We start from the raw sequence: 14,604 nt of genomic DNA, 5'->3' as shown, positions 1-14,604 counted from the left end.
TTCAAGCAACGCGGGGTGCCCCCCGCAGCGGGCCAGGGCCTGGGCCCGGCGTCGTGAGTGGTGAGCACTGTCGTCGCGGGCTGCCACGGTTCCGGTTCGAGGGCTACGTCGCTTCCCCAGGCCGCCGGCTAAAGGCCGGGCTTCAAGATCTCGAGCTGGGACGACCAGGAATATGGCTAAGAATAGATTTGGAGAAGCCACCATCGACGCAGATGTCCTGTCCGGTGACATAAGCCGATAGAGGGCTTACAAGGAATTCGATTACATTCGCGATGTCCACGGGGTCGCCGATCCTTGACAGCGGGATGATATCCTCCCTTGCTTTCTTGATCTTGGCATCGGCATACATCTTCTCAGTCATCCTCGTATGAGTCATACCCGGGGATACCACGTTTACACGAATTCCGTCAGGCGCCCATTCCAACGCCAGCGTTTGCGCCAGCATTGTCAATGCAGCCTTGCTCGGGCTGTAGGCGCCTGATCCGGCATGTGGTAGCTGGCCTGACATTGAAGACGTAAAACAGGCGGAACCGCGGCTATGCCTCAAATGCGGGTAGCTTGCTTTGGCAAGAAGCCACGCGCCACGGAGGTTAACGGAGAACATGCTGTCCCAGTCCTCAAGGGAAAGGTCACAGATGGCGCCAGGGCTAGCGATTCCGGCATTCGCTACCAATGCATCCAGGCCGCCAAATTCGGCTACCGCATCTTCAACCAACCGACTTGGCACATCGGGATCCCCGAGGTCGCCCGCCAATGCGATGGCGGTACCTCCCATTGACTGGATTGAACGAACAACTTGATCTTGGCTACCGTTCGATTCGTGTCCACATACGGCAATCATCGGGTGCACGCCCCGAGCAAGAGCTGCCTCTGCGAGTCTCAGGGATGTCGACGCTCCTATGCCGCTACTTCCGCCACTGACCAAAGCCCTCATCACACACACACTTTCTAACAGGGATTCGGATGTAACCCGATTCCATTCTTCTTTAGCAGCCATTGGCTGATGCGCCGCGCTCCCAGTCGCTGGATCTAGCTTCCCAGTTCCCAGCCTTGATTCTTGAGGTCCTGCATCGCCTTCTCAAATTCGTGTACAGGGTTCTCTTCGCGAATGATCTCAAGGACGACGTTATTGACTCCGCATGTTTCTTTGACAGCATTGCCCAATCCGTTCCAGTCGATCACTCCAGTGCCGATTGGATCGTGCCCCCAGGTTTCAGTGCCGGTATCGGAAATATGCACCAGTCCAATTGATTCGCGGTTGGAGAGCAAGCCATCTACGGGATCCTCTCCAATGTAAGCAGCATTCGCGACGTCGTACACGATCTTGAGAGAATCGTCGTTAATGGTATTTACGACTCCTACCAGATCTCGGATCGTAGGGGTGAAGCAGTAAGGAGTGTTTTCGAAAAGGAGTCGTACGCCGGCCTGCTTGGCCAGTGGAATCAGATTCTCCAGACTCTCGTACAACCACCCGTAAGTCTTTTCGAGTGAGGGCGAGATCATTGGGCGTCTGGTGCCGGGGGATATCACAACATCGGGAACGTCCCAAGCTACAGCCAGATCAATAACTGATTTGATGTGTTCGACACTTTTGCGGCGCATGTTGGCGCCAGGGCTGGCCAGATTGATGTCATATCCGCCGGCGTTCAGCGACCTGATTTTGGCGCCGTATTCATTGAGCCTTGCATGAGTTGCCGAACGCTCCGAGGTGGAGATCTCATCCGGCCAACAGTGTGGAGAGCTGATTGGAACTTCAAAAGTTCTATATCCGTGATCGACCAACTCGGCGATTGCTTCAATCGCCGCCGATGACCAGAGATAGGAAAATGTATTAATAATCATTTCGTTCATTTAAAGGCATCCTCTCAGTTCTGCGCATGGAGAAAAACCGTTTCATTCGTAGCGCAATTTTGAAGTTCGATCTGTGCAGGGGATCGCACCCTTGGCGGCTCGACGAGACCTGGGCAGGACACGCCCGTTCTTGTCTTGTCGAGCCGCCGCAACTTCCTAGGACAAGCGTGCCTACTGGGAACGCTTCGCGTCGTCGGTGGCCGAGCTCAGAAGCAGGTGCTCGCCTTCGATTACCTCGTGGTCGGCTGGAGCAACTGTGACGCGGCCGGCCCGGCTGCCTGTCTCAGGCAGCGTGAAGTAGACGACGAGGCAGAGAGCAACGACGACAATCATGTAGACCGCGACGAGCATTGGCTGTCCGGCGCCCACGAACGCGGCGGCGATAAGCGGCGCGGTGCCGCCGAAGACGGCAATCACGATTTGGTGTGCGAAGCCGATGCCAGATACCCGGACGGATGCCGGGAACAGTTCTGCCTGGATGGTCGGGTAGACGGCCTGCCAGATACCGAGGACCACCCACCCGGAGGCCGACACCAGAACGTAAACGCCGAAGCCTGGCTGGTTCAGCAGCAGGAGCAAAGGGTAGAAGAGGACGATCATGCCTATGGCGCCGACGATTGGAAAGATTTTGCGCCGGCCGAGCCGATCAGAGAGCGCCCCGCAGACCGGCACGATGACAACGAGCAAGGCCAGCCCGATAACGTTCCCGGTCAGGGTGGAGGCCAGGTCCCGGCCTGTGGTCAGCTTGGCGTAGGTGGGAAGGAAGGTGGCCCAGGTGTAGTAGGCCACGGCCGGGGCAGAGAGTGCTGCTGCCTGCAGCAGCGCCTTTGGATGTTCCCGAAGCAGGTCAATCAGGCGGGCCGCGGCGGACTTTTGATCTACGAGGGCAGTTGCCTCAAACTCGGGGGTCTCTTCTGCCCGGGCCCTCAGGATCAGGCCGACGACGCCGAGGAGGCCGCCCGCGACGAACGGGATGCGCCAACCCCAGGCGGCAAGGTCCGCTGGAGCAAAGGCTGATGTCACCATTGCCGCGGCGCCGGTCGCTGCAAGGGTCGCGAGACCGCTGGCGGTATTGGAAAATGAACCGAACAAGCCCCTCCGGTTCGCGGGAGCGTGTTCGACCATGAATGCGATGGCGCTCTGCGCCTCACTGCCGGCGGAGATTCCCTGGAGGATGCGCGCAACCAGGAAAAGAATCGGTGCTGCATAGCCGATGGTCGCAAATGAAGGCGTGAGGCCGATGATCAGAGCACCGAGCGCCATTCCGGAGATGGACAGAGTCAGGATGAGCCTTCGGCCGAAAAGGTCGGCCAGCGGAGAGATGATGACTCCGCTGAGCGGGCGCACAACGAACCCGACCGCGTAGGTGAGCAGTGCTGCTATGAGGGAGGCGAACGAGGAACCGCTGGGAAATATCTGTGACGAGAACACCGCCGCCAGCAGCCCGTAGATGTACCAGTCGTACCACTCCACGAAGTGGCCAATCGTGCCTGCCACCATATTGACGGTGCGGCGAGGGTGCTCAGACACTTCGGGATGCTCCGAAGGGTCTGGACTGCCGACGGCTTCTTTTGAGGTCTTCATTGAACTCTCCATATTTTCACGTTTACTGCGGAGGGGTATTGGGATATTGCCTGGGCGCCGCTTTGAACTTGCAGCGGGAAGGAGGCTGGTCCAGCCTCATTCCTTCAATGAGATCGATTGCAGTAATCTCATCAATGAGATCGGTTGCTGAGATCGGTTGCAAGCAACGATACGTAGGCGGGACTACTCTGTCAACGGTTTTTTTCGATTCAGAAACCGGAGGCCCGAACCATTTGCCGGCACCTGGCGGGAAGACACACGGGGGTTGATCCACACGAGCCCGGCCAAGGCGTCACCCTTGGATTGGCAGGGTTTTCTCGTTGTTGATATCAAGGAACCGGACCCCGGACCAGGCACAGTTCAAGCTGCCGTACGATGCCCAGTACTCGTCCCAATGCGCGAGTTTCCACCGGTCCCTCTCCAGACCCCGCTGAATAAGCCGTTCCCGGAGAACATGCTGCGGGAGCCGCACCCGTACCACCGTGGTCTCGGAGGGAGGCCAGTGGAATTCTTCTGCAGCGCGCATCAGATAGTCCGGCATGGCGAAGTACGCGCCGAAGGGGGCATCGAGTACTACCGATCGCCCCAGTCGCAGGTTCGCTCCGGCCACATCCATGAGCGTCTCGTACTCCAGGGGCAACACATTTTCCCGGTAGAACCCGTTGGATTCCCGATCGGTGGGGTCGTGCCCGGCCGCCTTCAGGGCAAACTCGACCAGGCGGCCGCAGATCCGGTCCTTGTCCAGATACGCGGCATCGTGCTCCTTGGCCGTTTGCTGGGCAATGGTCGTCTTTCCGGATCCTGCGGGGCCGATGACAATGAAGACTCTGGGTGCCGTCATTGACGGGCCTCAGCTACTGCCGAGAGAAACTCCCTGGCGGCCTCGGTAACACGGGTGAAGTCGCCGTCGGGCTGCCATGCTTTTGTCACGGCACTGCCGACTCCAACGCAGACGACGCCGGCGGCGAACCATTCAGAGACATTCCCCGGGGTGACGCCGCCTGCCGGCATGACCGGCAGGTGCGCCAAGGGGGCAAGGACCGATTTTACGTACGGAATGCCGCCGGCTTCGGTGGGGAAGAGCTTGAGGATGTCGGCGCCGGCTTCAGCAGTCTCAACAAGTTCGGTGGGCGTGTAGGCGCCGCTGACGGTGGGCACCTGGTACCGGTTGGCCGTCCGGATCATGGCGGGGTTGAGCTGGGGACTGACCAGGAAGTCAGCGCCGGCGCGGATGCATTCGTACGCAGAGTGCTCATCCAAAACCGTTCCGGCTCCAACCGCTACCCCGCTGGGCCCGTGCTTGGCAGCGAGGCGCCGGATCACATCCACGGCGCCCGGGATCGAGAGCGTGATTTCCAGAGCCCGGAAACCTCCGGCAATTGCCGCCTCCGCCACGCGTTCTGCCAGATCCGCGCTTTCAAGCCGCACGATCAGGACGGCGCCGGACTCGTGGATGGTTTGCAGGGTGCGAAATTTCTTGTACATTGCTGGCCTTTCTTCTGACCCAGGAAGCTTCTCTGCTCCGAGGCATCGTGGGTCGCTTTTGAAGTGTCGTTGGCGCCACTCTTGAAGTGTCGTTGACAAACTCTCCCACCATCCATACTGTTATTGCAACCGATCTCAGCAATCGATCTCATACTTAGCAAAGGGGCTGGCAGATGAGTAGACCACGCACGGTCATCCTTGGCGCTTCACACTGGCACGTTCCGCTCCTTGCCCGGGCGGTCGGAGAAGAACACCAGGTCGTGGGCATCAGCGACGAGAACGCATCGCTGGTCAAGGAACTCGCGGAAACGTGGGGTGCTCCCGTCGAGGCTGACTGGCGGAGCCTGGTGGACCTGCCGGACCTTGAGCTTGCCTATGTATTCGGCCCGCACAATGGCATGGCAGAAAAGTGCTTTGCGCTCATCGAGCGTGGCATTCCGTTCGTGGTGGAGAAGCCTCTGGGTACCTCCCTTGCGGAACTTTCGCAGGTGCGGAAGGCTGCGGAAGCGGCCGGTGTACCCGTAACAGTCCCCCTCGTTCAGCGGGGCGGCCCGGTTGAACGCTGGCTGGCCAAGGCCGGCCGCCCGGCGTACCAGAGAATCTCCTTTATCGCCGGGCCGCCCTCACGCTACTTGCATAACGGCAATTCCTGGATGCTGGACCCTGCTGCAGCAGGTGGCGGGTGCCTGGCGAACCTGGCACCGCACTTTGTGGATCTTTTCCTACAGGGCAGCAACGAGACAGTCCAGAACGTAGATTCCCGGCTGTCTTCCGTTCTGCACGGCGCGGGTGTTGAGGACCATGCCAGCCTCATCATCACTACCCCAAGCGGCCGTGAAGCCATCGTCGAGGTGGGGTATGCGTTCCCCGATTCGCCGCTGAAGCGCTACTGCAGCTACACCTCGGCAGGCGAGGCAGGATTCGCCTCCATCGGCTCGGACGGTTCCGCCACCTTCACCACCGTGGATGGAGAGACGGAATCCGCCGTGCTCAACGTGGACAGCGACCCTCTCTACGATTCGTTCGTACGCAGTGTCGCAAGGACGCTGGAAGATGGATTCCAAGGGCTGCCAACCCTGGCCCAGCTTGAAGATGCGATGCGCCCGATTTGGCAGGCATATGACGACCACGGAGGAAGACAAAATGGCAGACCTTAGCATTGACGTTGTCGCGAAGGCCGCAGGCGTCCACCGCTCTACGGTTTCCCGGGCATTCTCCAAGCCGGAGGCAGTCAAGAGCGAAACCCGGGAACACATTCTCCGGGTCGCCGAGGAGCTCGGCTACACCATGAGCCCGCTCGCCCAGGCCTTGCGTCGAAAGACCAGCACCTTCATCCCACTGATCGTGCCTGACATCACCAACCCGTTCTTTGCAGAACTTGCCAAGACCATGACGCAGGCCGCTGACGAACGCGGCTACCAGCTGCTGCTGTGTGTCACGAACGGAGACCCCGCCAAGACCGAAGGGTACTTCACCGCGATGCAGGCCATGTACGCCCCCTTCGGAATCGTCGCGCCCTCCACGAAGGTCGATACCGAGGCCCTCAAGCGCTTCGATTTTGGCCACAAGGTGGTTGTGATCGACCGCGTGGAAGACGACTCCTCGGTTCCAACAGTCACCGTCGACAGTCGCCGCGGAATAGTCCTCGCCCTGGAGCACCTGCGTTCCCTGGGGCATACCTCGATCGGCTACGTTTCCGGTATCTCCGGGACCCACACTGCGCAGGACCGGATGGACGCATACCTGGAGCTGTCAACGGAAAGCGGCAATACGCCCGTCGTCCTCGACAGCGGCTCCGACCCGGACGCGGGGGCCCGCGCGGCAAAGCACTATCTGGAGATGGAAAACCCCCCGACGGCGATTATCGCCGCCAATGACATGGTCGCCTTCGCGGTGATCTCGGCGCTGGGCCAAAGCGGTATCCGTGTGCCGGAAGACGTATCGGTCATGGGCTTCGACGGCCTGGCATTGGGTTCCCGTTTCAACCCGGCCCTGACTACAGTGCGGCAGCCGATCGACGAGATGGGAAGCATCGCGATCGAGCTGGCAGAAAAGCAGAACCTGAACGGTTCGGTAGACCACGTGGTTCTGGAGCCTGTTCTTCTGGTGCGCTCCTCCACCTCGGGACCGCGCAAATGACCGGGGCCAGCGCGAAGACGCTGCGCCGGCTGCCCGGGCTGCAGTACACCGACCACGTCGGCCTGACGGTTCCGAACCTCGAGGACGCAGTCACCTTCTTCGTCGAGGTGCTCGGCGCGGAGGAACTGTACCGCTCCGAGCGCGGACCCGACTCCGAGTTCATGCCCACGAACTTCGAAGTCCCTGCCGATGCGAAGCTCACCCTCGCCATGCTGCGGATGCCTCCGAACCTGAACATCGAGCTTTTCGAATGGAGCAGCGCCGAACGGCGGGAAAGCCCGCCACGGCATTGCGACGCAGGCGGGCACCACCTGTGCTTCGTCGTCGACGACGTGGACGACGCGGTTGCCGTGCTGCGGGAAACCCCCGGAGTGCGCGTGCTCGGAGAACGCAAGGAAGTCGCCGGCGACAGTCCCCGCGTGGCGGGCAACCGCTGGACCTATTTCGTTACCCCCTGGGGGCTGCTGATGGAGATCGTCGACCGATCCCGTGTCGCAACCCCACCACGCCTGGTCGGCCCCGCGGATTGGGCAACAACTCAAGACACTTTCAGAAAGGACGTGTAAGTATGCGACTGGCAGGCCACACACTAGGCACCCCAAACCATACAGTCCCCCAGGCAATCAAACTTTTCCGGGCCGCAGGGCTCGATGCCGCAGAAGTCATCTACCAGGATGGCTACACCTCGGGTCTCCCCCAGGGCGACCGCCGCGCTGCCATGGAGGCGTTGAAGGCAGCAGAAGATGAGGGTCTGCCCATTCTTGGCCTGACGCCCTACACCACGGCCATCAACTCCCTGGACGAGGGTGAATGGCGCGGCGGAGTGGACGAATTCCGCGGCGCCATTGAGACCGCGCATCTGCTCGGGGCCGACCGGGTGCGCGTGTACGCGGGATCCTGGCACCCGGGTAACAGCGATCACGCGGGGCACTGGGCGAAGCTGCGGGAAGCCCTGCAGACCCTGGCGCCTGAGGCCGAGCAGGCCGGGGTACGCCTGTGCGTGGAGAACCATTTCGGCACCATGACCCAGACTGCGGCCGAAACCGCGGCGCTCGTCCGGGAGGTTGCCCACCCGGCCGTCCGTGTTCTCTACGACCAGACCAACCTGACCTTCACCCACGACGAGACCTACGAACAGGCCTTTGCCGTCCAAGGCGATCTGATCGGCCACGTACACGTCAAGGACCTCGTGTTCACTGACCCGAACGCGGCCTTCCGTGCCACGGAAACGGCCCGCGTCAATGCCTCCGAACGGGCCGTCCGGTCAAGGGTTGTGGGGAACGGCATCCTGCCCTGGCCCCAGATCCTCGCTGCGCTGCTGCGCCACGGCTACGATGATCTGCTCAGCATCGAGTACGAGTACCGCTGGCACCCGCAGGACCTCCCGAGCCCTGAGGACGGGTTCCGGGAATCAGCAGCCGCCCTGCGCGCAATGCTTTCAGATCTCGCCGAAGTGCAGGAGGCACGATGAACACCCAGCGTTTGCGGGTCGGCGTGATCGGCGCCGGCAATATCGCCACGATTGCCCAGTTGCCCACTCTCGTACAGCGCGACGACGTTGAGCTGGCTGCACTGGTGTCCCGGCGGGAGGATCCGGGAAGCCTGGTCCGGCGCTGGGGTTTCGGTTCCGCATACCGCTCGGTGGAGGACATGCTGGCCGCCCAGAAGCTGGACGCCGTCTTCGTCCTCACTCCGCGGTCCGAGCACGCGCATGCCGTCCAGCTGTGCCTGGAGAACGGCGCCGACGTGTTCTGCGAGAAGCCCCTGGCCCCGGCCACCGAGGAGGCAGAACGCCTGGCGGACCTCGCCGACGAACGCGGCCGCATCCTGATGGTCGATTTCAACCGCCGCTACGCACCTGTCTACACGGCAGGCCGCGAGGCGTTCGGGGAGAAGGGCGCTACCTTCTGCGTCGCCCAAAAGAACCGGCCCGGTTCGGAATACCGCGCAACGTTCGAAAACGCCATCCACATGGTCGATCTGCTCCGCTGGTACTGCGGCGGCGAACCCGTGGACGTGGCCGCGCATGCAGCCGGCGATGATCCGTGGGAAGAAGACGGCGTCGCAGCAGTCATCCGCTTCAGTACCGGCAACACCGGTGTGCTGATGGCAGCCCGGACCGCCGGCGCCTGGAACGAAAAGCTGGACGCCTATGGCGACGGAAAGACCGTGGAAGTGCGCGCGCCCGAAACGGTGTCCACCACTGTCAACGGAGTCACCACATCACGCGAACTCAGCGCCGAGGCCTACGGTTGGGCCACCGCGACCGACACTCTGGGCTTCTCCGCCGCCGTCCACCATTTCCTGGACCGCGTCGCCGACAGGGCGCAGCCCCTCACCTCGGGCCGCGAAGCCGTTCATACCCAGCGGCTGCTCGATCGGATCCTCACGGCCTCCGGGCTGCCCGCGGAGGAACAACAAGGCCGGCAATGGCAAAGCCACGCCACGAACGGAGATACCAAATGAGCCTCAAAGACCAGGTGGTTCTGGTAACCGGATCGAGCGGCGGGATCGGCAACGCAGTGGTCGATGCCCTTAGGGCCGAAGGAGCCTTGGTCGTTGGCGCGGACCGGGCGCCCAAAGAGGGCCAGGACTTGGCCGCTTTCTTCCCGCTCGACGTCACGTCCGAAGAGCAGTGCGCCGCCGTCGTCAGGGACACTGCAAGCAAGTACGGGCGCGTCGACGCGCTCGTCCATGCAGCGGGAGTACTCGGCACCACGCCCGGCATCATGGAGACAACGACTGAAGAGTTCGATTCCATCCTGCGGATCAACGCTTCTGCGACCTTCTCGATGGTGCGGGAGACAGCCAAATCAATGCTTGGGACCGGCACGGCCGGTGCCATCGTCATCCTCTCATCCGTGGCAGCCAAAGAAGCCCGCCTCAATTACCTGCCCTACAACGCAAGCAAGCTCGCCGTACTGCACATCATGTGGTCCTTCGCGGAGCTGCTAGGCCCCAATGGCATCTCCGTCAACGCCATCGCCCCCGGCCCCGTGAACACACCCATGCGGGCACAGTTTGACAAGGATTCAGGCCCGGATGCGGCCGCCAGCCGTGCAGCGAGAGCCGCACAACTTCCAATGCGCCGGTTCGCCGAACCCGACGAGGTTGCCCGCGCCATCCTTTTCCTGGCCGACCCCGACAATCGCTACATCACCGGCGTTTCCCTGGATGTGGCCGGCGGAGCGCATCTCGGCATGGGGACCTGACCCGGGAAACCTGGCTCACCGCGCTTCGTGGCAGGACACTAGGCTGGGGAACGATCGTCATCCTCACCGAAAGGACGCGTTGCCATGGCCTACATCACCGTCGGAACCGAGAACAGCACGGACATCGAGCTCTATTACGAAGACCACGGCAGCGGGCAGGCAGTGGTGCTGATCCACGGCTATCCGCTGGACGGCTCCTCCTGGGAGAAGCAGACGGTCGCCCTGCTGGACGCCGGATTCCGCGTCATCACCTACGACCGCCGCGGCTTCGGCAAGTCCAGCAAGCCCACCACCGGCTACGACTACGACACCTTCGCAGCGGACCTGAAGACCCTGCTGGACACCGTTGACGTGAACGACGCCGTACTGGTCGGCTTCTCGATGGGCACCGGCGAGGTGGCCCGGTACATCTCGGCCTACGGGTCGGCGCGGGTGGCCAAAGCCGTGTTCCTCAGCTCGCTGGAACCGTACCTGCTGGATCCGGAGGAAGGCACCGACGGCGTTCCGCAGGAGGTGTTCGACGGACTGCTGGCTGCCGTGAAGGCGGACCGCTACGCCTTCTTCACCGAGTTCTTCAAGAACTTCTACAACAGCGATACATTCCTGGGCACCGAGCGGCTCAGCGAGGAATCCGTGCGGGCGAGCTGGAACCTCGCCTCACAGTCCGGGGCGCTCGCGTCCGTGGCCGCCCAGCCCACCTGGCCGACGGACTTCCGTGCAGACATTCCCAAGATCGATGTCCCGGCCCTGATCGTCCACGGCACTGCGGACAACATCCTGCCCATCGACGTCACCGGCCGGCCGTTCTCCCGCGCACTGCCGGATGCCGAATATGTGGAGATCGACGGCGCCCCGCACGGCCTGCTGTGGACGCACGGCGCGGAGATCAACGAGGCGCTGCTGGGCTTCCTCCGGAAGTAGCCGCTCCCGCGGATTCCGCGTCGACCCCCTCATGGCCGCCGGCCCGTACTTCGGGCCGGCGGTCATATTTCGTCTACGGCCAAGGCATTGAAAATTTGGGATCCCAAGTTGTAATCTGAGTCACACATCACCCGAATGAAAACTCATTTTCGCATCCCGGAACGCGCTGAATAGGCGCCGACGGACCCTCCCAGCTCAGTGAGGAGCACAGCGTGGATAGAAAGACTTCCCCGGAAACCGCCACAACGCCGGCCGGCGGCCCGGACACCGGCCCCCGCACAGCTTCCCTGGCCCAACAGATCGAAGGCGCCTACCAGAAGATCGGCGTCACCGGCGCCCACCGCCAGATCGTCTTCATGATCCTCCTGGGTGTCTTCTTCGACGCCCTGGAACAGAACGCCGTCGGCATCACCGGCCCCATCCTGCGGCAGGCCTGGGGCCTGGGCGGCGCCGAGATCGGCCTGCTGAACACCATGACCTTCACGGCCACGGCGCTCGGCCGCCTGGCCACCGGCCTGATCGTGGACAAGTACGGCCGGCGCCAGATGCTGGTCATCAACCTGATCGTCTTCGCCGGCGGCTCCCTGCTGTGCGCCATCGCGCCCAACTATCCGGTCCTGGCCGTGGGCCGCTTCGTCGTCGGCTTCGGCCTGGGCGGCGAGATCGCCGTCGCGGTCATCATGATGGCCGAATTCTTCGCGGCGAGGCACCGCGGCACCGCCGTCGGCCTCATCAACGTCACGGCGGCGGGCCTGGGCAACATGCTCGCACCCGCTTTCGGCATCCTCGTCTTCACCCTCTTCGACGGCCCGGACAAGTGGCGGTGGGTCTTCGGCCTGCTCTTCATCCCGGCCCTGCTGGTCATGTTCTTCCGCCGCTTCGTCCCGGAAACCCCGCGATTCCTGGCCTCGAAGGGCCGGCTCGACGAAGCCAACCTCGTCATCACCCGGCTTGCCCGCAACAAGCTCTCGGGGCAGATCAGCGACCCCGAGCAGTTCATCACCGCGCCGCCGGACCCCGTAGAGGCCAAGTCCACCGGCCACTGGAAGGACGCCCTGCGCGGCAAGCTCCTCAAGCGCACGGTGCTGCTGTGCATTGCCGTCTGCATGTCCTACGCCGCCCAGATCTCCATGCTCACCCTGATGCCCACCATCCTGGTTTCGCGCGGCTATGCCGTGAACACCAGCCTGTGGTTCACCCTGATCATGCAGTCCGGCTCCCTGTTGGGCGCGTGCACCGCGGCGTTCCTCGCCAGCCGCCTGCCCCGCAAGAAGGTCCTCACCGCCGCCGCAATCCTGGGCTGCGCCGCCGGCCTGTCCATGGCGTTCCTGGCCGACAGCATCGTGCTCGTGGTGATCTTCGGTGCGCTGTTCAACTTCTCCGTGATCATCCTGAACACCACCATCTGGCTGTTCGCCCCGGAGCTCTACCCCACCCGCACCCGCGGCTTCGGCACCTCGATCATCCTGGCCGCCGGCTCACTCTCCGGCGGCCTCTTCCCGCTGATCTCCGGCGCGGTCTTTGACGCCGCAGGCCTGGGCGGCATGTTCGCCACCCTTGCCGCCCTGTTCATCGTGCTGGCCGTCGCGGTCCAGTTCCCGCCGGAAACCTTCGGCAAGCCGCTGGAAGAGGACGGCGACGCTTCCGGCGAGGAGGAGGCGGCAATCTATGGGCACTGAGTCTGCCGGCACTGGGTCTGTGGGCACTGGATCAGCAAGCAGGCGCACCGTCCTGCTGGTCAACCCGAACAGTAACTCCCGCACCACCGCCATGATGGCCGAGCTGGCCGCAGAGGCGCTCAAACCATGGGGCTTCAACGTCGTCGGACTCACGGCGGCCGATGGCCCGGCCATGATCATCGACCCGGAGTCCCTGGCTGCTTCCGCGGCGCATGTCCGCTCCGCGGTGCTTGACTATCTGGCAGGGCCCGACGGCGGCACGGCGGCTGCGGTGATCGTCTCCGCCATCGGCGACCCGGGCCGCGAGGTCCTGGACCAGGAACTGAAGGAGCTGGAGCTTCCGGTGTTCGGCATCGGCCAGGGTTCCATCTACCAGGCTTCCAAGGGCGGCCGCCGCTTCGGGATGGCCACCAGCACCCCGCTGCTGGCGGATTCACTTGCCGCGCTGGTGGGCTCGCATGGCAAGTCCGAGACCTTCAGCGGGGTCCGCCTCACCGCTTCCGAACCCCTGGTGCTCGCCGCGGATCCCGAACGGCAGTACCGGGAGCTGGCCGCCGCCGTCGGCGAATCCACCACGCTGGACGGCGCGGAAGCCGTGATCATCGCGGGCGGTCCGCTGAGCGAAACGGCCCGCCGCCTGGCGCAGACCACCTCTGCCGAAATCATCCAGCCGATCCCCAGCGCCTGCGCGCTGCTGCTGGAACGCCTCGGAATGCCCGACTCTTAGCGGCGCGCTGCACGTCCCAAAATGGGCCGATTCAGGCCTCCACGCCTTCGATATTTTGCTCTACAATTTCGTCTACGGGGGAAACAGTAAGCATGCTTATGATTGGCTGGATGAGAGGTCAGACCCGGACCCGGGCCTGACCTCCCGGGAGACGGAGATACCGCCATGGCCTACCTGGCAACCTTCGAGGAAATACTCCGGCGCACCTATTTACTGCTGGGCGACGCCGAAGACGAACTACGTTCGGACTGGAGTTCGGAAAGAGGCCCGACCCGGGAGCAAGCCAAGGCTTCCCGGGAAGCGCAGGAGCTGATCTCACAGGCGAAGGCCGCACTTGTCAGGGCGGCCCAATAATCAATCGGAGCGCCGGGCGGACCACAGACCAAACTCGGTTGTGCTGGTCTGTCCGGCCATAAGCCACAATTCAATCCAACAGCGTCGGACCACTCCCATGAAAACCCCCCGCGCTTCCCTGGCGGAAGCACTCCCTCTGACAATTCTTGCCTTCCAGGTCAACAGTCCCAGCCTGAACCTGATCGGCGATTCCTGGTCCCTCACCTTGATGTGCCCCTGGATGATCCGCCCACCCGACTCACAGTTCGACTGGAGTTCGCCCGAGCTGGAAACAAGGCTTCAGGACCTGGTGGGACGCAGGCTTGTCGACGCGGAAGCCGACAGCGAAGAACTGATCGACCCCGTCTTCATCCTCGACGACGGGACACGAATCGATCTGTTCGCGGGCGAAAATCCCCATCCGTGGGCCATGGAACTTCCGGGCGCCGTGCTTATCGGCGTGAGCCGCGAGGCCGCACAGCCCCAGGAGTGAGGATCCTGCGCACCTTGCGGGGCGCCCCTGGGCTTGCACTGGCGCACGCTCCCCCAACGCAGCCGCCCGGGCAAAAGTTCCTCTTTGTCTTCACACTACGGGATATATACACAACTTTTGTCAAACAGGTCACACTTTGTTGTCACTATTACCGGCATTTTCCTTGAGTTAAGAGGTCTG

Annotated in this window: 16 protein-coding genes; 11 read left to right on the top strand and 5 right to left on the bottom strand. The window is 62.8% G+C overall.

The genetic code is table 11. From position 1 onward, the window contains the following. Positions 1-142: 142 nt before the first annotated feature. The 5 genes from ACNQPB_RS00810 to ACNQPB_RS00790 form a co-directional block, all read right to left on the bottom strand. Positions 143-934, bottom strand: a complete 792-nt coding sequence (locus ACNQPB_RS00810) for an SDR family NAD(P)-dependent oxidoreductase (protein ID WP_498749052.1) — start codon at positions 932-934, stop codon at positions 143-145. A 95-nt stretch (positions 935-1,029) separates the two neighbouring features. Continuing rightward, positions 1,030-1,851: a sugar phosphate isomerase/epimerase family protein gene (locus ACNQPB_RS00805; RefSeq protein WP_498748290.1), complete on the bottom strand. Its 822-nt coding sequence runs from the start codon at positions 1,849-1,851 to the stop codon at positions 1,030-1,032. Between the two features lie 171 nt (positions 1,852-2,022). Then, complete coding sequence (locus ACNQPB_RS00800; protein WP_498748288.1) at positions 2,023-3,381, bottom strand: MFS transporter; 1,359 nt, start codon at positions 3,379-3,381, stop codon at positions 2,023-2,025. 346 nt (positions 3,382-3,727) lie between these two features. Further along, positions 3,728-4,276 (bottom strand): P-loop nucleotide/nucleoside kinase family protein, encoded by a 549-nt coding sequence (locus ACNQPB_RS00795; protein WP_498748286.1) that lies wholly within the window; start codon positions 4,274-4,276, stop codon positions 3,728-3,730. Next, entirely contained in the window at positions 4,273-4,920 is a 648-nt protein-coding gene (locus ACNQPB_RS00790; protein WP_498748284.1) for a bifunctional 4-hydroxy-2-oxoglutarate aldolase/2-dehydro-3-deoxy-phosphogluconate aldolase, read from the bottom strand. The genes ACNQPB_RS00795 and ACNQPB_RS00790 overlap by 4 nt, the downstream gene beginning before the upstream one ends. A gap of 173 nt (positions 4,921-5,093) precedes the next feature. Here ACNQPB_RS00790 and ACNQPB_RS00785 point away from each other — a divergent pair, with 173 nt between their 5' ends. From ACNQPB_RS00785 to ACNQPB_RS00735, 11 genes are all read left to right on the top strand, one after another. Next, on the top strand, positions 5,094-6,077 hold the full coding sequence (locus ACNQPB_RS00785; protein ID WP_498748282.1) for a Gfo/Idh/MocA family protein: 984 nt from the start codon (positions 5,094-5,096) through the stop codon (positions 6,075-6,077). Next, positions 6,064-7,059: a LacI family DNA-binding transcriptional regulator gene (locus tag ACNQPB_RS00780; protein ID WP_498748280.1), complete on the top strand. Its 996-nt coding sequence runs from the start codon at positions 6,064-6,066 to the stop codon at positions 7,057-7,059. The genes ACNQPB_RS00785 and ACNQPB_RS00780 overlap by 14 nt, the downstream gene beginning before the upstream one ends. Beyond that, positions 7,056-7,625, top strand: coding sequence for a VOC family protein (locus ACNQPB_RS00775; protein ID WP_498748278.1), 570 nt, complete (start codon positions 7,056-7,058; stop codon positions 7,623-7,625). The genes ACNQPB_RS00780 and ACNQPB_RS00775 overlap by 4 nt, the downstream gene beginning before the upstream one ends. 2 nt (positions 7,626-7,627) lie before the next feature. Next, positions 7,628-8,530 carry a sugar phosphate isomerase/epimerase family protein gene (locus tag ACNQPB_RS00770; protein WP_498748276.1) on the top strand — a complete coding sequence of 301 codons (903 nt, stop codon included), beginning with the start codon at positions 7,628-7,630 and terminating at the stop codon, positions 8,528-8,530. Beyond that, positions 8,527-9,525 (top strand): Gfo/Idh/MocA family protein, encoded by a 999-nt coding sequence (locus ACNQPB_RS00765; RefSeq protein WP_498748274.1) that lies wholly within the window; start codon positions 8,527-8,529, stop codon positions 9,523-9,525. The genes ACNQPB_RS00770 and ACNQPB_RS00765 overlap by 4 nt, the downstream gene beginning before the upstream one ends. Continuing rightward, positions 9,522-10,271, top strand: coding sequence for an SDR family NAD(P)-dependent oxidoreductase (locus ACNQPB_RS00760; protein WP_498748272.1), 750 nt, complete (start codon positions 9,522-9,524; stop codon positions 10,269-10,271). Before ACNQPB_RS00765 ends, ACNQPB_RS00760 begins: the two co-directional genes overlap by 4 nt. A gap of 84 nt (positions 10,272-10,355) precedes the next feature. Further along, positions 10,356-11,192 (top strand): alpha/beta fold hydrolase, encoded by an 837-nt coding sequence (locus ACNQPB_RS00755; RefSeq protein WP_498748270.1) that lies wholly within the window; start codon positions 10,356-10,358, stop codon positions 11,190-11,192. A gap of 212 nt (positions 11,193-11,404) precedes the next feature. Then, positions 11,405-12,871, top strand: coding sequence for an MFS transporter (locus ACNQPB_RS00750; RefSeq protein ID WP_498748268.1), 1,467 nt, complete (start codon positions 11,405-11,407; stop codon positions 12,869-12,871). Beyond that, on the top strand, positions 12,861-13,598 hold the full coding sequence (locus ACNQPB_RS00745) for an aspartate/glutamate racemase family protein (protein WP_498748266.1): 738 nt from the start codon (positions 12,861-12,863) through the stop codon (positions 13,596-13,598). The genes ACNQPB_RS00750 and ACNQPB_RS00745 overlap by 11 nt, the downstream gene beginning before the upstream one ends. A 165-nt stretch (positions 13,599-13,763) precedes the next feature. Then, positions 13,764-13,952, top strand: coding sequence for a hypothetical protein (locus ACNQPB_RS00740; protein ID WP_498748264.1), 189 nt, complete (start codon positions 13,764-13,766; stop codon positions 13,950-13,952). Positions 13,953-14,049: 97 nt separating this feature from the next. Beyond that, complete coding sequence (locus ACNQPB_RS00735; protein WP_498748262.1) at positions 14,050-14,424, top strand: hypothetical protein; 375 nt, start codon at positions 14,050-14,052, stop codon at positions 14,422-14,424. Positions 14,425-14,604 lie beyond the last annotated feature (180 nt).

Source organism: Curtobacterium sp. LFS079, from assembly GCF_047977865.1.
Lineage (GTDB): Bacteria > Actinomycetota > Actinomycetes > Actinomycetales > Micrococcaceae > Arthrobacter.
The sequence above is the reverse complement of the archived record's forward strand: the minus strand, read 5'-3'. Positions and strand labels throughout refer to the sequence as shown.